General features: G+C 73.2%; 16 protein-coding genes. 7 read left to right on the top strand and 9 right to left on the bottom strand.

What is annotated here, in order from left to right; all coding sequences use genetic code 11:
• Positions 1-330 precede the first annotated feature (330 nt).
• The 3 genes from ABD346_RS19220 to ABD346_RS19230 form a co-directional block, all read right to left on the bottom strand.
• Positions 331-1875, bottom strand: a complete 1545-nt coding sequence (locus tag ABD346_RS19220; protein WP_344376312.1) for a serine/threonine-protein kinase — start codon at positions 1873-1875, stop codon at positions 331-333.
• Positions 1872-2474, bottom strand: coding sequence for a hypothetical protein (locus ABD346_RS19225; protein WP_344376313.1), 603 nt, complete (start codon positions 2472-2474; stop codon positions 1872-1874). Before ABD346_RS19225 ends, ABD346_RS19220 begins: the two co-directional genes overlap by 4 nt.
• Positions 2475-2689: 215 nt before the next feature.
• Positions 2690-4759, bottom strand: coding sequence for an N-6 DNA methylase (locus ABD346_RS19230; RefSeq protein WP_344376315.1), 2070 nt, complete (start codon positions 4757-4759; stop codon positions 2690-2692).
• Between the two features lie 198 nt (positions 4760-4957).
• On the opposite strand from ABD346_RS19230, the gene ABD346_RS19235 reads away from it, so the two are divergent.
• A complete protein-coding gene (locus ABD346_RS19235; protein ID WP_344376316.1) occupies positions 4958-5677 on the top strand; it encodes a hypothetical protein in 720 nt (239 codons plus the stop codon).
• A 58-nt stretch (positions 5678-5735) separates the two neighbouring features.
• Here ABD346_RS19235 and mfd read toward each other — a convergent pair whose 3' ends face one another.
• Complete coding sequence (mfd, locus tag ABD346_RS19240; RefSeq protein WP_344376318.1) at positions 5736-9293, bottom strand: transcription-repair coupling factor; 3558 nt, start codon at positions 9291-9293, stop codon at positions 5736-5738.
• A gap of 541 nt (positions 9294-9834) precedes the next feature.
• Between mfd and ABD346_RS19245 the strand changes: the two genes are divergently transcribed.
• The 3 genes from ABD346_RS19245 (at position 9835) to ABD346_RS19255 (ending at position 12209) form a co-directional block, all read left to right on the top strand.
• The gene (locus ABD346_RS19245) at positions 9835-10326 is read left to right on the top strand and encodes a SigE family RNA polymerase sigma factor (RefSeq protein WP_189961511.1); all 492 of its coding nucleotides are present in this window, start codon (positions 9835-9837) and stop codon (positions 10324-10326) included.
• Positions 10319-10753, top strand: a complete 435-nt coding sequence (locus ABD346_RS19250; protein WP_344376320.1) for a hypothetical protein — start codon at positions 10319-10321, stop codon at positions 10751-10753. The genes ABD346_RS19245 and ABD346_RS19250 overlap by 8 nt, the downstream gene beginning before the upstream one ends.
• A 100-nt stretch (positions 10754-10853) precedes the next feature.
• Positions 10854-12209: a DUF2079 domain-containing protein gene (locus ABD346_RS19255; RefSeq protein WP_344376440.1), complete on the top strand. Its 1356-nt coding sequence runs from the start codon at positions 10854-10856 to the stop codon at positions 12207-12209.
• A 6-nt stretch (positions 12210-12215) separates the two neighbouring features.
• Here ABD346_RS19255 and ABD346_RS19260 read toward each other — a convergent pair whose 3' ends face one another.
• Positions 12216-14792, bottom strand: a complete 2577-nt coding sequence (locus ABD346_RS19260) for an ABC transporter permease (protein ID WP_344376321.1) — start codon at positions 14790-14792, stop codon at positions 12216-12218.
• A complete protein-coding gene (locus tag ABD346_RS19265; RefSeq protein ID WP_053725031.1) occupies positions 14789-15577 on the bottom strand; it encodes an ABC transporter ATP-binding protein in 789 nt (262 codons plus the stop codon). Before ABD346_RS19265 ends, ABD346_RS19260 begins: the two co-directional genes overlap by 4 nt.
• A gap of 314 nt (positions 15578-15891) precedes the next feature.
• Between ABD346_RS19265 and ABD346_RS19270 the strand changes: the two genes are divergently transcribed.
• Entirely contained in the window at positions 15892-17490 is a 1599-nt protein-coding gene (locus ABD346_RS19270) for an MFS transporter (RefSeq protein ID WP_344376323.1), read from the top strand.
• Here ABD346_RS19270 and ABD346_RS19275 read toward each other — a convergent pair.
• From ABD346_RS19275 to ABD346_RS19285, 3 genes are all read right to left on the bottom strand, one after another.
• Positions 17487-18428 carry a cellulose-binding protein gene (locus ABD346_RS19275; protein WP_344376325.1) on the bottom strand — a complete coding sequence of 314 codons (942 nt, stop codon included), beginning with the start codon at positions 18426-18428 and terminating at the stop codon, positions 17487-17489. The two genes, ABD346_RS19270 and ABD346_RS19275, sit on opposite strands and share 4 nt — an antisense overlap.
• Before the next feature lie 249 nt (positions 18429-18677).
• Positions 18678-21311, bottom strand: coding sequence for an SUKH-4 family immunity protein (locus ABD346_RS19280; RefSeq protein WP_344376326.1), 2634 nt, complete (start codon positions 21309-21311; stop codon positions 18678-18680).
• Positions 21312-21319: 8 nt separating this feature from the next.
• Positions 21320-22306, bottom strand: coding sequence for an SMI1/KNR4 family protein (locus tag ABD346_RS19285; RefSeq protein ID WP_344376329.1), 987 nt, complete (start codon positions 22304-22306; stop codon positions 21320-21322).
• 251 nt (positions 22307-22557) lie between these two features.
• Between ABD346_RS19285 and ABD346_RS19290 the strand changes: the two genes are divergently transcribed.
• A complete protein-coding gene (locus ABD346_RS19290; protein ID WP_344376330.1) occupies positions 22558-23073 on the top strand; it encodes a YwqJ-related putative deaminase in 516 nt (171 codons plus the stop codon).
• Positions 23074-23113: 40 nt separating this feature from the next.
• On the top strand, positions 23114-23602 hold the full coding sequence (locus ABD346_RS19295) for an SUKH-3 domain-containing protein (protein WP_344376332.1): 489 nt from the start codon (positions 23114-23116) through the stop codon (positions 23600-23602).
• The last annotated feature ends 219 nt before the right edge of the window (positions 23603-23821 follow it).

Below are 23821 nucleotides of genomic sequence, written 5' to 3' on the forward strand. Positions count from 1 at the left end.
GCCCCAGACCCCGTATCGCGCCTTGAGGGCGCTCGTCCTCAAACGCCGGACGGGCTGCAATCCCCCGGTGCGGGCCAGCATCGACGCTGCCAGGGGCGCGGGGAACCGCGCGACCAGCCACGCACGGCCCGCAGGCCGGAAAGCCGCAAGGAGGCCCGGGGCACAGCCCAGGAGAGCCCGCGCCAACCCTGCCAGGGGCGCGAGGAACTGCGCGACCAGCCGTCCACGGCCCGGGGCCGAGAGCGGGGTTGAGGGGCGCGGGGAACCGCGCAGGTCAGTGGGCCCGGCCCGCGCTCACAAGCGCACCCGCACCCGCACCCGGCGGGCCCCTCACCCTCCCCGGAGCTCCCGTTGGTGGGCGAGGGCACGGCGCAGCTCCGCGGGGTAGGGGTGCTGCACCCCGTACACCCGCTCCGCATCCCACAGCAGTGCCTGCAACTGCTGATGCCCCGCCCCGTGGTCGCCCACCGCAAGCAGCAGGTGCCCGATCCGATGGCGGATGGCGAACACCCGGGACGGGTCGGCGGCCCCGTACCGCGCCTCGAAGCCGGGCAGCACCGCCCGGTACTCCGCCAGCGCCGCACCCGCCTCGCCCAGTTGCTCCAGGCATTGGGCCACGTCGTGCCGGAAGTCCAGGGCCTGCGGGTCGGCAGGGCCCGCCTCGGCCGCGCGGTCGGCGGCGAGCCGGCGCAGTTCGGGCAGGGCGCGCCGGTACTGCCCGTCGTCCATCAGCGTCGCCGCGTACTGCTTGCGCAGGATGCGTACCACTGGCGAGCGTTCGCCGTGCTCGGCCGCCGCCGCGGGCAGGATCGAGCCGAGGATGTCGACGGCCTGGGTGATGCGGCCCTCGCCGAGCAGCCGCTTGACCTCGTCGACCGCGCCCGCGACATCGGGCCGGGGCGGCACCCGCGGCACCGGCGGTGCGACCGGCCCGGACGCGGGGGCCGTGGCCCGGTCCGGCCAGGGCGCGTGCGGGCGCAGGAACGGCCGGGTCGGGTCGAGCGGCCCCGCAGGCCCTGGACCGCCCGGCACCGGAAGCAGCGGCACCAGCGCCTCGTACACCTCCTGCGCACAACTCGGCCTGGACTGGGGGTCCTTGGCGAGGAGGCGGAGGACCAGGGCCTCCAGGGGCTCCGGGACCTCGGGGCGCAGCCCCCGGACCGGGACCGGCGGTTCGTACAGGTGGCGGTGCAGGACGCCCAGCGCGGTGGAACCCGCGAACGGGACGTCCCCGCTGAGCAGTTCGTGCAGCAGCACCCCGAGCGCGTACAGATCGGTGTACGGGCCGACCGCGCCGCCCATCGCCTGCTCGGGCGCCATGTAGGCGGGCGAGCCGATGGGGGAACCGGTGTGCGTGAGCCGGGTCGTGTCGGAGTCGAGGACGGAGGCGACACCCAGGTCGAGCACGGTCACCGTGCCGTCGGGGCGCACCATCACATTGCGCGGCTTGAGGTCGCGGTGGACGATCGGCACCGCGTGCACCGCCGAGAGCACCGCGCACAGCTGGGCGGCGACCGCCACCGTCCACCGCCAGGGGTACGGCTCGTGCTCGGCGAGGTGGTCGGCGAGGTCGGCGCCCTCGACGTACTGCATGACGAGGTACAGGTCGTCGCCGTCGCTGCCCGCGTCGTGCACGGTGACGAGCCCGGGGTGGTCGACCTGCGCGGTCACCCGGCACTCGCGCACGAACCGGCGCCGCAGCTCGTCGACCTCCTCGGCCGAGCCGACGCCCGCGACCCGGTCCGGCCGGAGCAGCTTCACCGCGACCCGGCGGTCCAGGCGCTGGTCGTACGCCGTCCACACCTGGCCCATGCCGCCCTGGCCGAGGAGCGCCGCCAGCTCGTAGCGCCCGGCGACTACCCGCCCCTCGGTCACCTGGCCTCGCCCTCGGTCCCCTTGCGCAGGTACTGCGACAGCTCGTCGAGCTCGGCCCTGACCTGCTCGATCCTGGGCGCGGCCGGGGCATGCGGCTGCGGGGGCACGGGGGCCGGGGGCGCGCTGGGCACGGGGGTGTCGGCGTACGGGTTCGCGTACGGCCCGAACTGCGGGGCCGTGGTGCCCGGTATGTGCGTTCCCGGTATGTGCGGCGGGCCGTAACCGGCGGGCCCCCCGTACTGGCCGAACGGGTGCACCACGAACGGCGCCTGCGCCGCGTGGCGGATGTCGGCGTACAGGAAGTACGCGGTGGTGGCCACGGCGAGCGCGAGCAGGCCGACCATCCCGACGTCCATCCGCCAGTCGTTCTCGTCGGGCGCGGCCACGATGAAGGTGAAGAAGAAGACGAATACGGCGAGTTGGACCCAGAACAGCGCCCAGTGGGCCCCGCGCCGGGTCACGATCGCGAGCCGCAGCAGCGCGGTCCACGACAGCATTCCGATGCTGAGCAGCGGCAGCAGCGCGAACAGCACGCGCAGCACGATCGCCCCCGCGCCCGAGGGGCGGGGCTGCGGCGGTCCATAGCCGGGGCCGTGCATCGCTGCTCCTGGAAGTGGGACGGGTACGGGGACCGGGACGGGTCAGGGATACGAGCGTATACACCGCCACTGACAACGGCCCGGGCGATCCCCCGGCCGGTATCCAACCGTCACCCGGGACCGGCCGGGCCCCGGTTTCCCGGGATCGCCCCGGCCCGCAGCCGCCCCGCGGCATCCCGCTCATTCAGGCCCGGCAGAACCGTCCGCCCCCATCCTCACCCGGGCCCGGCGGAACCGTCCGTCAGGCCGTCGTGCAGGCCCTGTACGAGCTGTTCGCCGAGCCGGCCCGCGAGCCGCAGCGCGTCCTCGAACGCGGCCAGGGCCCGGAACCGCTCGCCGTAGCGCCGCTGTTCGGCGAGCGGGAGCCGGGGCAGGTGGAGCCTGCGGACGTCGAGCCGGGATGCGGTGGTGGCGTAGCTGCTGGCCTGGCGGTTGTTGGCGGTGCCGCGCAGGAACCCGGCGAGGAACCAGGGGTCCAGGGCGCCCGGTTCGGGCCGCAGGAGCTGGAGGTTGCGGCCGAGGGCGGCGCCCGCGCTCGCCTCGTCGACGACCCGGGCGACGGCGCCGCCGCCGAGCACGGGCACCACGACGTCGCCGGTCCGGGTCAGCACCGGCTCCTCGGCGGGCCCTTCGGGCAGGGTGCCCGAGGGTGCGGTGCCGGCCAGTACGTCGTGCTCGGTGAGGACGGTGGGCCCGTCCGGCCCGGCGCCGGCGCCGCCCGCGCGCAGCACCAGGGCGCCCGCGCGGGCGAGTTCACCGACGGTGGTGGGCGACCAGCGGGCGCCCTGCGTGGGGGCGGGTGCGGCGGGCGGCGGGGTCAGTTCGGCGGCGAGGCGCAGGGTGGCGTCGAGGCGTTCGCGTACCGCGTCGAGGGCGGCGGTGCCGCCTTCGGCGGCGGGCGGCGGCAGATGGCGGGCCGGGGCGAGGTCGACGTCGTCGTCGAGGAGTTCGATGACCGGCACCGACCGGCTGACCCCCGGCTGTTCGGCGGCGGTGCCGTCGCGGTCGAAGGGGGTCCAGGCGTCGAGCACCGCGGACTGCAGCGCGGGCCAGGGCAGCCGGTCGCGGCCGCCGTCCACCGCGACGCCCTCGATCCCGGCGGCGTCGACGAGGAGCAGCTCGGGTGCGGGCCGGGTGGCCCCGTCCGGCCTGCGCAGCACCCACAGGTGCAGCGGGATGCCGTAGGGCGGCGCGGCCCCGGCGGGCAGCGCGACGACCGCGCGCAGGGCGCCGCGGCGCAGCAGGTCGGCGCGGATCCGGCGGCCGGAGCGGCGCGAGGCCGCGGCGGGCGGCATCAGAAGCACGGCGGTGCCGCCCTCGCGCAGCCGGGCCAACGCGTGCTGCACCCAGGCGAGTTCGGATTCCGTACGGGCCGGGAGGCCGTACTCCCAGCGCGGGTCGTAGGCGAGTTCGTCGTGGCCCCAGGCCCGCTCGTTGAACGGCGGGTGGCACAGCACGGCGTCGGCGGCGAGGGAGCCGAAGGCGTCCGCGCGCAGCGAGTCGGCGGCCGCGGTGCGAATGGCGGCGGACCCGGCGAGGGCGAGCCGGAGCCCGGTGAGCGCGGCGAGGTCGGGGTCGGTGTCCTGGCCGTGCAGGGCGACGGCGCCCGGCACGGTGCACAGCAGGGTGCCGGTGCCGCAGGCCGGGTCGAGAACGCTGCCCGCGGGCCCGGCGAGCGCGGCCATGAGCTCGGCGGGCCCCTGCGGGGTGAGCGTGTACTGACGGGGGTTGGCGTCGAGATACCGCCCGAGCAGAAACTCGAAGGCCTCCCGGGCCCCGGCTTCGGCGGCGAGCTCGGCGACCCCGCGCAGCAGAAGCAGGCCGGGGGCGAGCTCGGCGGCGTCGGGGGTGTTCACAGAGCGGGTGTGAACAGCTCGCGCAGGGTCCGCTTCCCCGAACCGCTCCCCCAGCACCTCCCCGAGAAGCCCCGGCAGCCCCTCGGCCAGTCCCGCGTCCGAAAGCGCGGCCACCTTGCGCCACTTGGCGGGGTGGTCCCGTATGGCCAGCAGGGCGCAGCCCGCGTGGACCAGGGCCGTGACCGCGCCCGCGGGGTGGGCCGAGAGCTGCTGCCAGACGCGTTCGCGCAGCGGGACCTCGGCCAACTTGCCCTGGGTGCGCAGCCATTGCTCGACTTCGCGGAGCGCGAAGGAGGGGCTGGTCTCGGTGCCGCCGACCGGCTTGGGGAAGTCGGCATGCCGGCGGCGCCAGTTGCTGACGGCCGCACGGCCCACCCCCGCGAGCCGGGCGATGGTGGCCGCGGTCACCTCCGCTGCGTGCTCCGGCACCTGACCGCTCCCCTCGTCCGCGAAATACCGACCCTACCGAAGGACACCGCAGCACTCCATACACGCCGTGAACAATCAAGATTCAGATTTCAGTGTTGACTCGGTTCACACTCACCTGCTCTGATGTGCCCGGCCCCGCCACACCTGCCGCCCATTCCGCCACGCCCAGCACCACCACCCCCAGGGGGAGTTCACGTCATGCGCCGCCGCACCATCGCCACCAGCACCGTCCTCTTCGTCTGCGCCACCACGGCCCTGACGGCCTGTTCGGGCTCCGGCTCCGGCACGGCCGCCAAGGACTCGGCCGCACCGCAGACGCCTGCCGCCGTGAGCCCTGCCGCGGCCGCGCCGAAGGACCCGAACGCGGACCTGACCGGCGGCCAGATACTCACCAACTCGCTCAAGGTCACCCGCCAGGCCACCTCGCTGCACCTCAAGGCGGACATCGCCGACGCCAAGGAGGGCGCCAGCAAGATGGACCTCTCCCTGGACACCAAGGGCGACTGCACCGGCACGATCGCGCAGGGCAAGGACACCGTCGCCATCATCAAGATCGGCAAGACCGTCTACCTGCGGCCCCAGGGCACGAGCAAGTGGACGAAGACGAACACCGCCTCCGCCGACGGCAAGGACCTCGCCTCGGTCTGCGACCTGAACAACTTCCTCGGCGGCTTCCAGGGCGAGGAGGACACCGAGGCCAAGAAGGGTGCGACCACCAAGGTCGACGGCCTGCCCGCGATCGTCCTGACCGAGAAGGACGGCAACGAGAGCTACACCATGGACGTGGCGACCTCGGGCAAGCCCTACCTCCTGAAGATGGTCACGGTGGGCGGCGACAGCCCCGGCACCCTCGCCTTCTCGCACTTCGGCGAGCCGGTCCACGCGGTCGCCCCGATACGATCCTCGCTCGCCGCCTGACGCACCGTCACAGCTCCCGGCGCCGGCGCAGCCCGCCGGGAGCTTCCGGTCCGCCCCCTCAGGACCCCAGGATCGTGGTCAGGAACTCGCCCGTCCACGCGAGCAGTTCCCGCCCCACCACCGGCTTCCCGCCGATCTTCCCCGCGGTCGGGCGGGGCACCAGGATCTGCCGGGTGGGCGCCTTGATGACCGTACGGGGGTAGAGCCGCTTGAGGCGGAGTTCCTGGGACTCCCTCAGCTCCACGGGCGCGAAGCGGATGTTGGCGCCCTGGAGCACGATCTCGCCGACTCCGCAGGCCCGCGCCAGCATGCGCAGGCCGGCCACCAGGAGCAGGTTCTCGACGGGCTCGGGCAGCTTGCCGTACCGGTCGGTGAGCTCCTCGCGTACGGCCTTGATGTCCTCCTCGGAGTTGGCCGAGGCGATCGCCCGGTAGGCCTGGAGGCGCAGCCGCTCGCCCGGCGCGTAGTCGTGCGGGACATGCGCGTCGACCGGCAGCTCGATCTTGACTTCGAGCGGAGCCTCCTCCTGCTCGCCGCCCTCCATCTGCGCCCGGTAGTCGGCGACGGCCTCGCCGACCATGCGGACGTACAGGTCGAAGCCGACTCCCGCGATGTGCCCGGACTGCTCGCCGCCGAGCAGGTTGCCCGCGCCGCGGATTTCGAGGTCCTTCATCGCCACGTACATGCCCGCGCCCATCTCGGTGTGCTGGGCGATGGTGGCGAGCCGCTCGTGCGCGGTCTCGGTCAGCGGCTTCTCCGGCGGGTACAGGAAGTAGGAGTAGCCGCGCTCGCGGCCACGGCCCACGCGGCCGCGCAGCTGGTGCAGCTGGGAGAGGCCGAAGTTGTCGCCGCGCTCGACGATCAGGGTGTTGGCATTCGAGATGTCGATGCCGGACTCGACGATCGTCGTGGAGACGAGCACGTCGAACTTCTTCTCCCAGAAGTCGACCACGACCTGTTCGAGCCGGCTCTCGCCCATCTGCCCGTGCGCGGTCTGGATGCGCGCCTCGGGCACGATCTCGCGCAGCCGGGCGGCCGCCCGGTCGATGGACTCGACCCGGTTGTGGATGTAGAAGACCTGGCCCTCGCGCAGCAGCTCACGCCGGATGGCGGCGCCGATCTGCTTCTCCTCGTACGGCCCGACGAAGGTGAGGACCGGGTGGCGCTCCTCGGGGGGCGTGGTGATCGTCGACATTTCACGAATGCCGGTGACGGCCATTTCGAGCGTACGGGGAATGGGTGTCGCGGACATGGTCAGGACGTCCACGTTGGCGCGGAGCTTCTTCAGCTGCTCCTTGTGCTCGACGCCGAAGCGCTGCTCCTCGTCGACGATGACCAGGCCCAGGTCCTTGAACTTGGTCTCGGACGAGAACAGCCGGTGTGTGCCGATGACGAGGTCGACGGAGCCGTCCTTGAGCCCTTCGAGCGTGGCCTTGGCCTCGGCGTCGGTCTGGAAGCGGCTCAACGCCCTCACCACGACGGGGAATTGGGCGTAGCGCTCGGTGAAGGTGCCGAAGTGCTGCTGGACCAGGAGGGTGGTGGGCACCAGGACCGCGACCTGCTTGCCGTCCTGGACGGCCTTGAAGGCGGCCCGTACCGCGATCTCGGTCTTGCCGTAGCCGACGTCGCCGCAGATCAGCCGGTCCATCGGGACCGTCTTCTCCATGTCCTCCTTGACCTCGGCGATGGTGGACAGCTGGTCGGGGGTCTCCGCGTACGGGAACGCGTCCTCCAGCTCGCGCTGCCAGGGCGTGTCCGCACCGAAGGCGTGGCCGGGCGCGGCCATACGGGCCGAGTACAGCTTGATCAGGTCGGCGGCGATCTCCTTGACGGCCTTCTTGGCGCGCGCCTTGGTCTTGGTCCAGTCGGCGCCGCCGAGCCGGTGCAGGGTGGGCGCCTCGCCACCGACGTACTTGGTGACCTGCTCCAGCTGATCGGTGGGAATGTAGAGCCGGTCGCCGGGCTGCCCGCGCTTGGCGGGCGCGTACTCGACGAGCAGGTACTCGCGGGTCGCGTTCTGCACGGTGCGCTGCACCATCTCGATGTAGCGGCCCACGCCGTGCTGCTCGTGCACGATGTAGTCGCCCACCTCCAGGGTGAGCGGGTCGATGGTCTTGCGGCGGCGGGCCGGCATGCGGCCCAGGTCCTTGGTGGCGGTGCGCTGGCCGGTGAGGTCGGTCTCGGTCAGGACGGCGAGCTTGAGCGCCGGGTCGATGAAGCCGTAGTCGATGGCGCCGCAGGCGACCTGCACGACGGACGGCGCCAACTCGGCCAGGTCCACGGCCAGCCGGGCCGCGATGCCCTCGCCGCCGAGGACCTCGACGGTGCGCGAGGCGGGGCCGTGGCCCTCCGTCACGTACACCGTGCGCCAGCCGTCGGCGAGCCACTGCTTGGTGTCGGCGAGCGCGCGCTGGGTGTCGCCGCGGTATGTCTCGGGGGCGTGCATGCCGAGCTTGAGGGTGGACCCCGCCGCGTCAGCGGCTGATGTCTCCGTGAGGTCCGCCTCGTCGGCGGCGAACGGGGACACCGACCACCACATCATGCCCAGCTCGCGGGCCCGGTCGCGGACGTCGGCGATGCCCCACAGGGAGGCCGCGTCGACATCGATGGGCGCCTGCCCGCCGCCGGCGCTCGCCGCCCAGGACGCCTGGAGGAACTCCTGGCTGGTGGCGACCAGATCCGCGGCTCTGGTCCGCACCCGCTCCGGGTCGCACACGACCGCCATCGAGCCCTTGGGCAGGACGTCGATGAGCAGCTCCATGTCGTCGACGAGAACCGGCGCGAGGGACTCCATGCCCTCCACCGCGATCCCCTCGGCGATCTTCCCGAGCAGCTCGCCGAGCTCGGGGTGCTCCTCGGCGAGGGCGGCGGCCCGGGTCCGTACGTCGTCGGTGAGCAGCAGCTCGCGGCAGGGCGGCGCCCAGAGCCCGTGCTCGGCGATTTCGAGCGAGCGCTGGTCGGCGACCTTGAAGTACCGGATCTCCTCGACGTCGTCGCCCCAGAACTCGACGCGGAGGGGGTGCTCCTCGGTAGGCGGAAAGACATCGAGAATGCCACCGCGTACGGCGAACTCACCGCGCTTCTCGACGAGTTCGACGCGGGCGTAAGCGGCGGCGGCGAGCCCCTCCACGATCTCGCCGAGATCGGCGGCCTGCCCGATGCGGAGCGCGACGGGCTCCAGGTCCCCCAGCCCCTTGACCTGAGGCTGCAGCACGGACCTGATGGGCGCGACGACGACGCTGACGGGGCCGGCGGAGGGGTCGTCCTTGCTGGGGTGGGCGAGGCGGCGCAGGACGGCGAGCCTTCGGCCCACGGTGTCGCTGCGGGGCGAGAGCCGCTCGTGCGGCAGCGTCTCCCACGACGGATACTCGACGATCTCCTCGGCGGGCAGCATGGAGCGGAGCGCCGCCGCCAGGTCCTCCGCCTCGCGGCCGGTGGCGGTCACCGCGAGCACGGGCCGGCCGGCCCCGCGCGCGAGGCCGGCGATGGCGAAGGGGCGGGCGGCCGGGGGGCCGACCAGGTCGACGTGCATCCGGTGGCCGTCGGTGGCGGCCCTCACCGCTTCGGCGAGCGCGGGGTCTCGTACAACGGCGTCCAGCAGACCGTGCAGGCTCATGAAGGGCATCCATCCCGGGGAGTGGGCAACGCGAACCGCCCGACACGTGTTACGGGCCGGGGCTTCCAGCCTACGACGCCCCACTGACACCCGCCGCCCGCTGCGCCCCCGACCCCCTGGGGCTGCGCCCCAGCCCCCGCCCGCTTCCGGCATACGGCCGGTGGACGACTCGCCTCGCAGTTCCCCCTGGACTGGCCCCGCTGCCGCCTTTCGACCCGCGGACCGTGAGTGGTAGCTCGCGCAGTTCCCCGCGCCCCTGGCGGCACCATCCCGGCCGGCACCCGCATGCTCAGCCCGTCATGGGGGTCCCCCCTGGCCCTTGAGGCCTTGGGGGAGGTTGAGGACGAGCGCCCTCAAGGCGCGAACGGGGTCCGGGGCGGAGCCCCAGGAGCCTTCAACCCCCGGAAGCCGCGCGGCGGAGCCGCAGAGTGTCACAGCGGGAAGGGGCGGGGTGGGGAAAAAGTCGCCCCCCGGTGTCAACCGCGGCCCACCCCCCGCGCGTATACCCCCTGAGACCTACCCACCCCACAGGAGCGCCGCCTTGACCGACGAGGAGTTCGAGGAGTTCTACGCTCACTCCGTGAAACCGCTGGTCGGCCAGGTCTACCTGATGACCGGTGACCTCCACGAGGCCCAGGACGTGGTCCAGGAGGCGTTCGTACGGGCCTGGGGCCGCCGCAACCGCCTGGACGCGGGGGCCGGCCCCGAGGCCTGGGTGCGGACCGTGGCCTGGCGGCTCGCGGTGAGCCGGTGGCGCCGCGGCCGCAGGGCCGCGGAGGCGTGGCGCCGCCACAACCAGGTGCACAGCACCGAGGCCCCCGAACCCGACCCCGGCACCGTCGCCCTCATCGACGCCCTGCGCGGCCTCTCCGACCGCCAGCGCCGAGTCGCCGTACTGCATTACGTGTGCGATCTGAGCGTGGACCAGGTCGCCCACGAGACCGGCATCACCGCCGGCACCGTCAAGACCCACCTTTCGCGCGCCCGGGCCGCCCTCGCGCCCCGCCTCCTGGAGGAAGAACACGGTGTCTGACTTCGACCGGGACGAGGAGTCCCTGGCCCGCGCCCTGAAGCGGGCCGCAGACGCGGGCGGCCGCGGCATCGTCCCCGAGCCCGCCGAACACGTCGCCGCACGCGGTCTGCGGCGCCGCCGCCGCACCACGGCCGCGCTCGCCGCCTGCGCGGTGTGCCTGCTCGCCGGCTCCGGCGCCGCGCTCGGCCTGCGCCTCCAGCAGAGCCCGCCGGCGCTGCCCGCGTCCACCCCGGACACCCGCACGCCCACCGTCCCGCAGGGCTCGGGCACGCCGTCCGAACGGCCCAGCCCCTCCTACCCCGCCCCGCCGCCGACCGACTCCGCCACCCCCTCGCCGCCCTTCGGCTCACCGTCCCCGACCGCGTCCCCCTCCTTCTCCCCGCCCGACGACTCCGGATCCGTCACCCCGACCGCCCGCCCCCACTGATCCAAGGAACCCCACCGTGTCCGGAGCTCTCCTCACCCTGCCCGAAAACAGAACCCAAAAGGCTACAAACTATCAGAATCAAGACAAGCCCCCGCGGCGAATACCCCCGCCCCCCGCCGCCGACCCCCACCTCCTCGCCGCCACCCTCTTCCTCGCCTACGCGACCCTCGGCGTCCTGCGCTACCGACGGATGGAGACCCTCTCCTGGGATCTCGGGATCTTCGAGCAAGTCGTACGCGCCTACGCCCACTTCCAGGCGCCCGTCGCCGATCTCAAGGGGCCCGGCGCCGACATCCTCGGGGATCACTTCAGTCCGGTGACCGCGCTGCTCGCCCCCGCCTACCGCCTGTTCCCCACGCCCGTCACCCTGCTCGTCGCCCAGTCCGCCCTGTTCGCGCTGGCCGCGGTCCCGGTGACCCGCGCCTCGGCCCGGCTGCTCGGGCGGGGGCCCGGGCTCGCGGTCGGAGTCGCGTTCGGGCTCTCGTGGGGGATGCAGCGGGCCGCCGACTTCGACTTCCACGAGATCTGCTTCGCCGTCCCGCTGATCGCTTTCAGCCTGGAGGCCGTACTGCGCGGCCGGTGGCGGGCGGCCCTCCTGTACGCGCTGCCGCTCGTCCTCGTGAAGGAGGACCTCGGCCTGACGACGGCCGCACTCGCCGCCGTCGTCGCGCTCCGCGCCCGCCGCGCATCGCCCCGCGCCGTGCGGTACGCCGTCGCCGTGGCCGCGTTCGGGGCGGTGGCCGCCCTGGTCACCCTGACCGTCGTCATACCCGCCTTCAACTCCTCGGGCACGTACGCCTATTGGGGCAAGATGGGCGGCCCGGGCCCGCTGGCCGGCTGGGACGTCAAGGCCCGGACCCTCCTGTGGACCCTGCTGCCCACCACCGGGCTTCTCGCCCTGCGCTCCCCGCTGCTGCTCGCCGCGCTGCCCACCCTCGGCTGGCGGTTCCTGTCCTCGGACGACCACTACTGGTCGGTGGACTGGCATTACAGCGCGGTCCTGATGCCGGTCCTCGCGCTCGCGCTCGCCGACGCGGTGGCCACCGCGAAGCACAGCTCCCGCCCCTGGCTGCGCTCGTACGCGGTCAACCTGCCGTTCTGCGCGGCCACGGCCGCCCTCGCCCTCACCCCCTCGCTGCCGCTGGCCGCACTGACCGACCCGGCCACGTACCGCAGGAGCCCCCAAGTCGAGGACCGTGAGCGGCTGTTGGGGCGGATTCCGGACGGGGCGACCGTCGAGGCGAACATCGGGCCGGTCGCCCGGCTCACCTCCCGCTGCCGGGTCTTCTGGGTCGGCGCCGCCCGCCCCGTCACCCCGGACTACATCGCGCTCGACAACTCCGACGGCTGGGCGGGCGACCCCGTCCAGTACGCCACAGCACTGCACCCCGGCGCCGTCTACACGGTCACCGGGGTGGCAGAGGGGTACGTACTGCTCCGACTACGCCTGGAATGAGCGGAGTCAGTCCGTCGCGATCGCGTTCAGGACGTTCATCCGGCCCGCCCTGAACGCCGGGATCAGCGCCGCGAACAGGCCCACGAAGGCCGAGGCCACGAACACCGTGATGATGGTCGGCCACGGGATGTCCAGGACGCCCATGCCCTCCAGGGCGAGCAGCTTCTGCGCGGTCGTGCCCCAGCCCATGCCGAGCCCGAGGCCGAGCAGCGCGCCGAACAGAGCGATCACCACCGACTCCAGGCGGATCATCCGGCGCAGCTGCCGGCGCGAGAGGCCGATCGCCCGCATCAGGCCGATCTCCCGGGTCCGCTCCACCACCGACAGGGCCAGCGTGTTCACCACGCCGAGCACCGCCACGATGATCGCGAGGGCGAGGAGGCCGTACACGATGTTCAGGAGCTGGCCGATCTGGTCCTTCAGGGTCTGCTTGAAGTCGGCCTGGTTCTGCACCTTGTACTGGGGATACGGCTTCAGCGCGTCCTTCAGGGAGGCGTAGGCGTCCTTCGCCCTGCCGTCGTCCGCCTTGGCGAACATCAGGATGTTCTTGGGCATCCTGTCGGCCGGCAGGTACTTCGCGACGGTCGTGATGTTGGTGTACATCGCGCCCTTGTCGACGTTGGTGTCGTCCGAGGTGACCGCCGCGACCTTCAGCTTCGCGGTGGCGCCGCCCTTGAAGGCGACGGTCATCGTGTCGCCGACCTTGATGCCGTGTTCCTTGGCGTAGGCGTCGCCGACCGACATGGCGTCCGGGCCGTACGCCGCCGCCAGGTCGCCGCTGACGACCTTGCGCCGCAGGTCCTCCTGATAGGTGGGGTCGGCGGCGGTGACCTGGTCGTTCTGCGCCTTGCCGTCGGGGGCCGTCAGCTTGGCGTCGACCGACTTGTAGTTGGTGACGTGCGCGATCCCCGGGGTCTTCCTCAGGGCGTCGGCGGCCTGCGGCACGATCGGCTGGCCGGTGCCGGAGGAGACGATGAAGTCCGCGCCGACCGACTTGTCGAGCTCGCTGGTGGCCGAGGCGACCATCGAGGAGCCGACCACCGAGAGGCACGCCACCAGGGCGAGGCCGATCATGAGGGCCGCGCCGGTCGCCCCCGTACGCCGCGGGTTGCGCAGTGCGTTGCGCTCGGCCATCCGCCCCACGGGGCCGAACATCCGCAGCACCAGGGCGCTGATCACCCGCACCACACCGCCCGCGAGCAGCGGGCCGACGACGACGAAGCCGATCAGGGTGAGGACGACACCGAGGCCGAGCAGGCCCGAACCGGCCGCCGCCTTCGAGGCGTTGGCGGCGGCGAACAGGGCGACGGTGCCCGCGCCGGTCAGAACCAGGCCGATGACGGCCCTCACGACACCGGCCTTGCCGTCGGCCGGGGTGCCGGCGTCGCGCAGCGCGGCCATCGGCGAGATCTTCCCGGCGCGCCGGGCCGGGACGTAGGCCGCGACGACGGTCACCACGACACCGAGGACCAGGCCGGTCACGGGCGTCGTCCACCTGACGGTGAGGTCGGCGGTGGACAGCTCCATCCCGATGGAGCCCATCAGCTTCATCAGGCCGACCGCGAGACCGACGCCCGCGCCCACCCCGAGGATCGAGCCGAACACGCCGAGCAGCAGCGCCTCCAGGAGCACCGAGCGGTTGACCTGCTTGCGGCTGGAGCCGATGGCGCGCATCAGGCCGATCTCGCGGGTGCGCTGGGCGACCAGCATCGAGAACGTGTTGATGATCAGGAAGATGCCGACGAGGAAGGCGATCCCGGCGAAGCCGAGCATCGCGTACTTCATCACGTCGAGGAACGAGCCGACGCTGTCCCGGCTCTCGTCCGCGGCCTCCTTCGCGGTCTGGAGCTTGTACGGGCCCGAGCCGAGCGCGGCCGCCACGTTCTGCTTGAGCTGGGTGTCGCTCACGCCGCTCGCGGCGGTGACGTTGATCTGGGTGAACTGGCCGGTGGCGCCCAGGAGTTCCTTCTGGGCGGTCGCGGTGTCGAAGTAGACGATGGCCGCGCCCGGGTTGGTCACCTTGAAGGTGGCGATGCCGGTGATCCTGGCGGTGAAGTCGCCGGTGACGGCGATGGTGCGCAGCGAGTCGCCGATCTTGAGGTGGTGCTTGTCGGCGGTGTCGGCGTCGACCATCATCTCGGTCGGCCCGCGCGGGGCGTGCCCGGAGGTGATCTCCATCGCCTTGAGGTCGTTGTCGGTCCAGTTGCCGGCGATGGTCGGGGCGCCGGTGGAGGAGCCCATGTTCTCGTTCTTGGCGTTGACGACCGTGACGCTGGTGCTGCCGACGCCGCCCTCGGCCCTGCCCACGCCGGGCACCTTCTCGACCCGCTGGATCAGGGAGGCGGGCAGCGCGTCGGGCTTGCCGGTCTGGGAGGGGGCGCCGTCGGCGGAGGCCGACCTGGGGCTGACGGTGACGTCCGAGGAGGTCGCCGCGAACAGCTTGTCGAAGGTGGTGTTCATGGTGTCGGTGAAGACGAGCGTGCCGCACACGAACGCCACCGAGAGCAGGACCGCGACGGCGGAGAGCGCCATCCGTCCCTTGTGCGCGAGGAAGTTGCGCATCGAGGTCTTGAGCACGCTCACGAGGTCCGCCCCCGCGCGTCGAAGTCCTTCATCCTGTCGAGGACGGCGTCCGCGGTGGGGCGGAACATCTCGTCCACGATGCGGCCGTCGGCGAGGTAGAGCACCCGGTCCGCGTAGGAGGCGGCCACCGGGTCGTGGGTGACCATCACGATGGTCTGGCCCAGCTCGTCGACCGACTGGCGCAGGAAGCCAAGCACCTCGGCGCCCGCCCGGGAGTCCAGGTTTCCGGTCGGCTCGTCACCGAAGATGATCTCCGGCCGGGCCGCCAGCGCCCGTGCCACGGCGACACGTTGCTGCTGGCCGCCGGAGAGCTGCGTCGGGCGGTGCTTGAGCCTGCCCGCAAGACCCACCGTCTCCACCACGCGCTCCAGCCACTTCGCGTCCGGCTTGCGGCCCGCGATGTCCATCGGCAGCGTGATGTTCTCCAGCGCGTTCAGCGTCGGCAGCAGGTTGAACGCCTGGAAGATGAACCCGATCCGGTCCCGGCGCAGCTGGGTCAGCTTCTTGTCCTTGAGCCCGGTGATCTCGGTCTCGTCCAGGTAGATCTGGCCGCCGGTCACCGTGTCGAGCCCCGCCAGGCAGTGCATCAGCGTGGACTTGCCGGAACCCGAAGGACCCATGATCGCGGTGAACTGGCCGCGGGCTATGTCGACATCGACATGGTCGAGGGCCACCACCCGGGTCTCACCCGATCCGTACGCCTTCACGACCTGCCGCGCCCGGGCCGCGACCGCCGTACGCCCTCCAGTGTCCCCGTGCCTGGGAATGGTCACAGCCGTTGTCACGGTAATTCTCCTAGGTCGATTTCAGCCAGTCGCCGACGTACGCGTCGAGTGTCCGGCACGGCAGGGACCCCGCGCCCTGGTGCCAGGCGCAGTCTTGAGGTGGGGCTTTCCCCACTCCGGCCGCGCTCCTCGACGTAAGACCACGGTAAGGACCGATGGGATGCCGCCACCTCCTCCGCCGGGACGAACACCCCCTGCCCCCAAGTAGGGCCCGCCCCTTAGGGGTCTCCACCCGTGGGCGGAGCGCGTCTCAGGGGCGCCTCCACCCCTGCCGCGACTCCAGGCCCGGGTGAGAAGGTGAGTCCCCCAGATGCATGCACAGTGAAGGGATCTCGGTGAGCGTCTCCGACGAAGCACCCGGCACCGAAGCCGCGATACCCCGCGCGACACCGGACGCGGCCCCCGCACGCGGGCGCGGCCCGGTCGTCGCGGCCCTCATGATGGGCATGGCCCTCGCCGCCCTCGACGGCACCATCGTCTCGACCGCCGTCCCCCAGATCGTCGGCGACCTCGGCGGATTCGCCGTCTTCTCCTGGCTGTTCTCCGGCTATCTGCTCGCCGTGACCGTCACCCTGCCCGTCTACGGCAAGCTCTCCGACACCTTCGGTCGCAAGCCCGTCCTCATCGCCGGCGTCATCGTCTTCCTCACCGGCTCCGTGCTCTGCGCGTTCGCCTGGAACATGGCCGCGCTCATCGCCTTCCGCATCGTGCAGGGCCTGGGCGGCGGCGCCCTCCAGGGCACCGTCCAGACGATCGCCGCCGACCTGTACCCGCTCAAGGAACGCCCCAAGATCCAGGCCAAGTTGTCCACCGTGTGGGCGGTCTCCGCGGTCGCCGGCCCCGCCCTCGGCGGCCTCCTCGCCACGTACGCGGACTGGCGCTGGATCTTCCTCATCAACGTGCCGGTCGGCGCGGTCGCCCTGTATCTCGTCGTCCGGCACTTCACCGAACCCGCCCGCCCGAAGCCCGCCACCCGGCCCCGCATCGACTGGGCCGGCGCGCTGTGCGTCTTCGCCACCGGCGCCCTGCTGCTCACCGCGCTCGTCCAGGGCGGCGTCGCCTGGCCCTGGCTCTCCGCGCCCTCACTCGCCCTGCTCGCGGGCAGCGCCGCACTCGCGGCCCTCACCGTGTACGTGGAGCGCCGGGCCGCCGAACCCGTCATACCCGGCTGGGTGTGGCGCCGGCGCACCATCGCCGCGGTCAACCTCGCGCTCGGCGGACTCGGCCTGCTCATGGTCGCCCCGACCGTGTTCCTGCCCACGTACGCCCAGTCCGTCCTCGGCCTCAACCCCACCGCCGCCGGATTCGTCCTGTCCGTGATGACGCTGAGCTGGCCCCTGTCGGCCGCGCTCTCCAGCCGCGTCTACACCCGCATCGGCTTCCGCAACAGCGCCATCACCGGCATCACGCTCGCCGCGCTGATCCTCGCCGCCTTCCCGCTGCTGCCCTTCCCCGGCCAGGCCTGGCAGCCCGCGCTGCTCATGCTGCTGCTCGGCGGCGCGCTCGGCCTGTTCCAGCTCCCGCTGATCATCGGCGTCCAGTCGACGGTGGGCTGGGCCGAGCGCGGCACCACGACCGCGTCCGTCCTGTTCTGCCGCCAGGTCGGCCAGTCGGTCGGCGCCGCCCTGTTCGGCGCCATCGCCAACGCCACCCTCGCAACACGCCTCGCCCACGCCCCGATGCCGGGCCTGCCCGGCGACCTCGACTCCGTGTCGCACGCCCTGCAGCACCCGGCGGCCCTGACCGCCGACGCCGCCGACTACCTGCGCCGGGCCGTGGCCGGCGCGGTCGGCCACGTCTACATCGGCGCCGCGATCGCCGCCGTCCTGTCCCTGCTCGTCCTGCTCCTCCTGGCCCCGCGCCGCTTCCCGGTCCTCGCCGAGCACAGCAAGAGCCAAGAGGAAACCCCCTAACTCCCCTGCTCGGAAGGGGAGTTGTCCGGCGAGTCCTCCTCCGCCGGCCGGCCCGTCAACGTCGCCAGGCTGTTGCGTACGTGCGCCATGTGCGCCTGCACCTGCTCACGGGACTCGGCGTGCTCACGCAGCAGCCGCTCCGACTCCGCGGCGATCCGCTCCGCGGCGGCCCGCGCCCCGGCCAGCAGCTCGGCCGCCCGCCCCTCCGCGTCCTCCTGAGCGCGGCGCGCCTCCTCCTCGGCCCCGGCGAACGCGCGCCGCGCCTCCTCCAGACACTCCTCCGCGGCCGCCGTCAGCTCGGCGACGCTGGTGTCCAACTCGGCAGCCCGCACGGCCTGTTCACGCTCGCCGGCCTCGAACGCCTCGGTCCGCTGCTGTTCCTGCCCGGCCAGGAACGCCTCGCAGCGCCGGCGCATCTCGTCGAGGGAGCCGGCCGCCTCCTCGCGCTGCTCCTTGGCCTCGGTGCGGGCCGCGAGCCGCATCTCGTCCGCCTCGGTACGGGCCGCGAGCAGCGTCTGCTGCACCTGTGCCTCGGCCGCCGCGAGCACCTCCTCGCTGTGCGCCCGCGCCGCGTCCCGGATCGCCCGGCCCGCCTCCTCGGCGGCCCGCGCCGTCTCGGCCGCCGCCTCCTCGGCGGCTGCCCGCATGGCGTCCGCCTCCTCGACGGTCAGCGCGAACAGCACCCCGGCGCGCCCGCCGAGCGCGTCGTACGTCTGCGGGCCCAGCGCCGCGGCCTGCTCGCCGAGGGCGGCCGCCTGGGCGGACATCTCCTTGGCGAGCACCGTGAGCCGGGCCGCCCGCTCCCAGGCCGCGTCCCGCTCCTGGGAGATCAGGGCCAGCGTGCGGTCGACCTGATCGGGACGGTAGCCACGGCCCCAGCCGAAACCGAACGGCTCCACCGTCGGCCGCGGCGGTGGTGACATCGATGCTGCGCTCATCCTGAAGCCTCTCCTTGGCACCCACGGGCGGCCCGGCGTGCCCGTCCTGGCTGGCCGGCGCTCACTCACCCTGACCGATCGCATCCTGACCGATCGAAGCGAAGCGGTCATAACGCGACACTCCGCCCACATCGCCTGCTCAAGGATGCGCCAATTGGCGTCAGAAGCCGGAATCCCCCAGGTGGCACATGCCAGAGGCGCCCACCGCGACCCGCACGGTGAGCGCCTCGGAACGGCAAAAGGCAGCGGTCAGAGCAGCCCGTCCCACATCTGCTCCAGGAGCACCGACCACCAGCTCTCCGGCGATGCGAGCGCCGCCGGGTCCAGGGCGGCGAGCTGCGCCTGGAAGTCGACCGTCCAGCGGCCCGCCTGCTCGGGGTTGAGCCCGAACCGCAGCCGCCACATCCGGCCGAGCAGCGCCAGCGAGCGTACGAACTCGGGCAGCCCCGAATTCACGAACTGCGGCGGCACCGACTGGCTGTGCCCTCCCGTCGGAGATCCCGCCTCCACCGGCACCGCCACGATGTTCGCGGTCCCGTACTGGACACAGATCGCCCGCCCGAAGTCCGAGCCCATCACCAGGTACGAACCCGCGTCCGCGGCCGGCTGCACGCCACGCTGCTGCGCGAGCTCCGCCAGCGTCGGCACCGGCTGCCCGGGCACGGCCTGCGCCCAGAAGAACGGCCCGAAGTCCACCGGCAGACCCGCCCACACCAGCGTGACCGCCACGACCTCCGGCACACCCTGACGCGACACCGCGCGCTGGTCGAAGCGGAACACGCCCTGCGGACCGAACGCGCCCGCCAGCTCGTGCGCCACACCCTCCGGCGGCAGCGGCGGCACCGGCTGCACCGCCCCCATGGGCGCCCGCACCGGCTGCGGCCTGGCCGGACCGTCCGCGACCTGCGCCAACTCGCCCTGGTGGGTGAGCAGATGCTGCACACCCTGCCGGCGCGAGCCGTGGTCCTTGCCGTACGGAGCCACATGCGTGATCCGCACCTGCGGCCACTGCTCGCGGATCATCCGCGCACAGTAACCACCCGGCAGCTCGCACGACTCCAGCTCCGTGTGCAGCTCCAGGACATGGTCGGCCGGCACGTTCATCGCCCGCAGCTCATGGAAGATCTGCCACTCGGGGTGCGGGATGCCCGGCGCCGAACGGCGGATGAGCTGCTGCTCGGAACCGTCGGGCGCGCGGTAGCGCAGCACCGCCTGATACCCCGGGCCGACCGTCGGCAGCCCCGCCGGGGGCTGCTGCGGATAGCCGTACGCGGGCGGCGCCTGCGGCACGGGACCGCCCGGCGGCATGCCGGGCGGGCCGGGCGGCATCGGCGCACCCGGACCACCCTGGCCGCCGGGACCCATCTGCGCAGGGCCCGCCAGCATCGTCGCCGCCTGGTGCACACCACCACCGGGAGCACCGGGCGCACCCGGAACCGCGGGCGGCTGCGGGGCGCCGGGGGGACCGGGCGGCATCGGAGCACCGGGCGCGCCAGGAGGACCGGGAGGCATCGGGGCACCCGGGCCACCAGGGCCGGCGGGACCGCCGGGGCCCATCTGGCTCGGGTCGGCGAACATCGTCGCGGCATAGTGCACCCCGCCGGGCGGACCGGGCGGCACCGGGGCGCCGGGACCACCAGGGGCTCCGGGCGGACCGGGCGGCACCGGGGCGCCCGGAGCACCGGGCGGGCCCGGAGGCATCGGAGCACCCTGGCCACCCTGGCTGGGCGGGCCCATCCGGCTCGGGTCGGCGAACATCGTGGCGGCCTGGTGCACACCGCCCTGCGCGGGCGGCGGCGTCGGCGGGCCGGGCGGCTGCGCCCCCTCGGGGCCGAGCTGCGAGACCAGCTGCGTCGGCAGGTAACCGCCGGCGGGCGCACCCGGCGGCGTCGAACCCGGCGCGGGCGGCGGGGCCGACGGGCCCGGACGGGCACCCGGAGTACCCGGCGCACCGGGCGGCGGCGGAGTCGTCGACACCCCGCCCCGCGCACCGCGCGCACCCGGCGGCGGACCAACTGCCTTGCTGGTGGCGGCGTCCGCGATGTCCCCGGCCCCCGAAGAGGCGGCGGGACCGGCGGGCCGGACGGGCGCGACCGGCGCCGGCGTCGACCCCGGCGGCGCGGCCTGCGGGTCGAGCGCCGGCGCAAGCGCCGTCGGCGGAAGCTGACTGCCCCCCGCCATCAGCGCCGTCTTCGCCTCGGGCAGCACCCTCGGCGCCGCCGCGTCCTCACCGTCCGTACCGGAAAGGGAGGGCGCGAACACCGTCGCGGGCAGCGGCACCGAACCGTCGTCCGAACCCGCGTTGGTGTCCGTCCCCGCCCAGGGCGTACCCCCGGCCGGAGTCCCGGAAGCCGGGCCGCCCTGCGCGGCGGCGGGCGCCGGCCACGCGGGCGCGGAAGGCTCGGGGGCGGCCGGAGCGGGGACGGGAGCGCCGTGAGACGCGCCGGCACCCTGCGCCGCACCGGAATCCTGCGACCCGCCCGACGCGGAGCTCTCGCCCCGCCGGTCCGGGATCCCCAGCTTGTCCGCCGCCTCCTGCAGCCACTCCGGCGGGCTCAGCAGGAACGACGTCTGGTTCAGATCGATCCGCGCCGGGGGCTCCGGCGCGGGCGGCGCGTCCTCGGGCACCCCGTACTCCTCCTCGTACCGGCGGATCACCTCACCCACCGGCAGCGCCGGCCACAGCGACGCCTCGCCGCTGTCCCGGGCGATCACCAGGCGCTGCGCGCCGCCACCGCCCGAAGGACCGTTCTCACGGTCCTCGGCCCACACCACGAAGCCCAGCTCGAACTCCCGCACCCGCACCTCACGGTGCTGATACGCGGGCACATCGCCGTTGATCCACTCTTCCGCGCGCTCCTGCGCCTGAGCGAAAGTCACCATCGGCCGGCTCACTCCCCTACCGAGGTCGTCTCGACGGCGCGCGCGAAGCCGCCGTCCACCATCAGGTTCGCCACGGTCTCCAGCTCCGGCGGATTGCCCGCGAGCCGCGCCAGGAACGCATCGAAATCGTCCCCGCAGGGCAGCAGCAACTGCTCCACCCGCTCCTGCACGCTCAGCCCGTCCCGGTCCCGCGCGTCGTCGTACGCGCAGAACCACACCGAACCGACCGCCGAACCCTTCACCTTCACCGCGAGAATCCCGCCCTGGACGAACGCGACGCCCAGATAGTCCTTGGTGAGGTGATCCCGCAGACACTTGTTGATGTACACCAGGTCATTGACCGCGGCCTCGTCCCGCACCGTGAAGAACGGCTGGTCCACCAGGAGCCCCAGCTCGGCGTCGAGCGCCGCGCCCACCGGAGCACAACCCCCCGCCGCCTTCAGGAACGACCGGTAGGCACCCGGCAGCCGGTACCCCAAATCCTCCTCGACACCGAGGAGCTGGGACTCCGTCACCGACACCGAGCCCTTCGGCAGACCGAAATGCGCGGGCCGCGTCTCCTGCAACGGCCGCGTACCCCGCTTGCCGTGCTCGACCTGCGCCGTCGCGAGACCGCCGTAATGCCGCAGCAGCGCCTTCACCTCGACCGGCACCAGTTCGAGGCGGCGGCCGCCCGGCACGTGATGCCACGTCCAGCCGTGCGGCGTCGCCACCGGAGCGATCGTGTCCCACAGCTCGTGGCCCGCCGCGGCCAGCGCCGCGTTCGCCGACACGTAGTCGGTCAGCCGGAGCTCGTCCACCCCGAAACCCTCGGGCGGATCCGCGATCTCCGCCGCCGCACGGGCGTACGCCGAGAAAACCGGGAAGCCGTTCTCGTCCACCCGCACCCCTCTGGGATGCCGGGAGGCCCGGACCGGATCCGGGAACTGCACGACCTGCCCGGCATAGGCCGCGTTCGGTGGCGCGGCATGCTGCCCGAGCCGACCTGTCGTCATGGCGGTTGCCCCCTGCTGCGTGCTCTGCGTCTGGCTGGTGAGGACCAGACTATGCGGTGAGGCAATACCGGGTCCCGACCCCGCATATCGGTCACCAACCGTCACACCCGCATCACCCTGCGCCCGCGACGCGCGGCTTATCACGCCCCAGCTTCCGTACCAGTACGCGCATTTGGCAGGCTGTCCCCGCAACTCGGGGGCGCTGACACGTGCGGCTGAAGCCGCGGCCAGTGGGAGGGGAACACAGCACCATGCACACCGCACCAGGCGAAACATCGGCAACAAGCGCGATAAATAAGACACCGGGCGACCCACGCCTGGGGTGGAGCGCCACGACCACCACCGCCGCACCCTTACTCCGCCACCGCCGCGACGGCATCCTCCCCGCCATCGCCGCTGCCCTGTCCGTACGCGGCGAAACCCTCACCTGCACCGCAGGCAAAGGCGAACAGCCACCGATCCTGCACACCCTCGTACAGGACTACCTCGACACCCTCACCAGCGGCCAGCGCGAACGCTTCACCGGCCGCTGCCCCGAAGCGATCCTGCTCTCCAGACACCTGACCGCCGTCGAAGCAGGACGCTCCAAACGCGCCCAGCGCAAACCCCTCACCCACGGCGAGGCCCGCCGCGCCCTCAAGCACGCCAAACTCACCGCCCGCCGCATACGCGAGGACGGCGACCCCCTCCACGGCAGCTACGCACCCCCCTGCCGCTCCTGCACCGCCCTGCTCGACCACTTCGGCGTCCGCAGCGTCGAACCCTGAGCCGACCCCACACCCCGACCTCACGGAAAGGCCGCGGCCGATGCCGGACATCTCCACCACCCGCTTCCCCGTCCCCGTCGACGCCGCCCTGCGCACCGCCGGCTGGCAGCCCGGCCGCTGGGACATCCGCCAGGCCGAAGCCTGGGCCGACGTCCTGCGCGGCCACACCTCGCCCGCCGGACACCGCCACACCGTCTTCCCCGCCGCCGTCGAAGCCTGGGCCGAATTCGGCGGCCTCACCCTCACCGCCCCCGGCCCCGGCCGCCGCAACGCCCCCGCGGCCCTGCGCTTCGACCCGCTGGCCGGGCTCCACCTCGCCCGCACCCTCGCCGACCTCGGCCGCGCCCTCGAAACCGACATCGCCCCCCTCGGCGAAGAAGGCGACCAGCAGGCCGTACTCGCCATCGACACGGGGGGCCGCGTCTACGCCCTGGACCACACCGGCGACTGGTACCTCGGCCCCGACATCGACGCCGCCCTGAACACCCTGATCACCGGCACCCAGCCCATCCGCCTGACCTCGGGCTGACCCGGACCCCGCCCGCCAGGACCGAGCCGTACGCAGCGCTTGCGCAGTTCCCCGCGCCCCTGGCAGCGTCTGGGGACAGGCACACCCAGCCCGTCATGGGGGTCCCCCTGGCCCTTGAGGCCTTGGGGGAGTTTGAGGACGAGCGCCCTCAAGGCGCGAACGGGGGTCTGGGGGCGGAGCCCCCAGAGGCAGGGTGGACACCCCCGGGGTCTGGGGCGG

It is taken from the genome of Streptomyces mauvecolor, from assembly GCF_039532965.1.
Taxonomy (GTDB): Bacteria; Actinomycetota; Actinomycetes; order Streptomycetales; family Streptomycetaceae; genus Streptomyces; species Streptomyces violascens.

Excerpts from the sequence above, each read along its gene's own strand:
- ABD346_RS19225 (WP_344376313.1), bottom strand. The coding sequence starts at position 2,474 with ATGCACGGCCCCGGCTATGGACCGCCGCAGCCCCGCCCCTCGGGCGCG.
- ABD346_RS19235 (WP_344376316.1), top strand. The coding sequence starts at position 4,958 with ATGCGCCGCCGCACCATCGCCACCAGCACCGTCCTCTTCGTCTGCGCC.
- mfd (WP_344376318.1), bottom strand. The coding sequence starts at position 9,293 with ATGAGCCTGCACGGTCTGCTGGACGCCGTTGTACGAGACCCCGCGCTC.
- ABD346_RS19270 (WP_344376323.1), top strand. The coding sequence starts at position 15,892 with ATGCACAGTGAAGGGATCTCGGTGAGCGTCTCCGACGAAGCACCCGGC.
- ABD346_RS19275 (WP_344376325.1), bottom strand. The coding sequence starts at position 18,428 with ATGAGCGCAGCATCGATGTCACCACCGCCGCGGCCGACGGTGGAGCCG.
- ABD346_RS19280 (WP_344376326.1), bottom strand. The coding sequence starts at position 21,311 with ATGGTGACTTTCGCTCAGGCGCAGGAGCGCGCGGAAGAGTGGATCAAC.
- ABD346_RS19285 (WP_344376329.1), bottom strand. The coding sequence starts at position 22,306 with ATGACGACAGGTCGGCTCGGGCAGCATGCCGCGCCACCGAACGCGGCC.
- ABD346_RS19290 (WP_344376330.1), top strand. The coding sequence starts at position 22,558 with ATGCACACCGCACCAGGCGAAACATCGGCAACAAGCGCGATAAATAAG.
- ABD346_RS19295 (WP_344376332.1), top strand. The coding sequence starts at position 23,114 with ATGCCGGACATCTCCACCACCCGCTTCCCCGTCCCCGTCGACGCCGCC.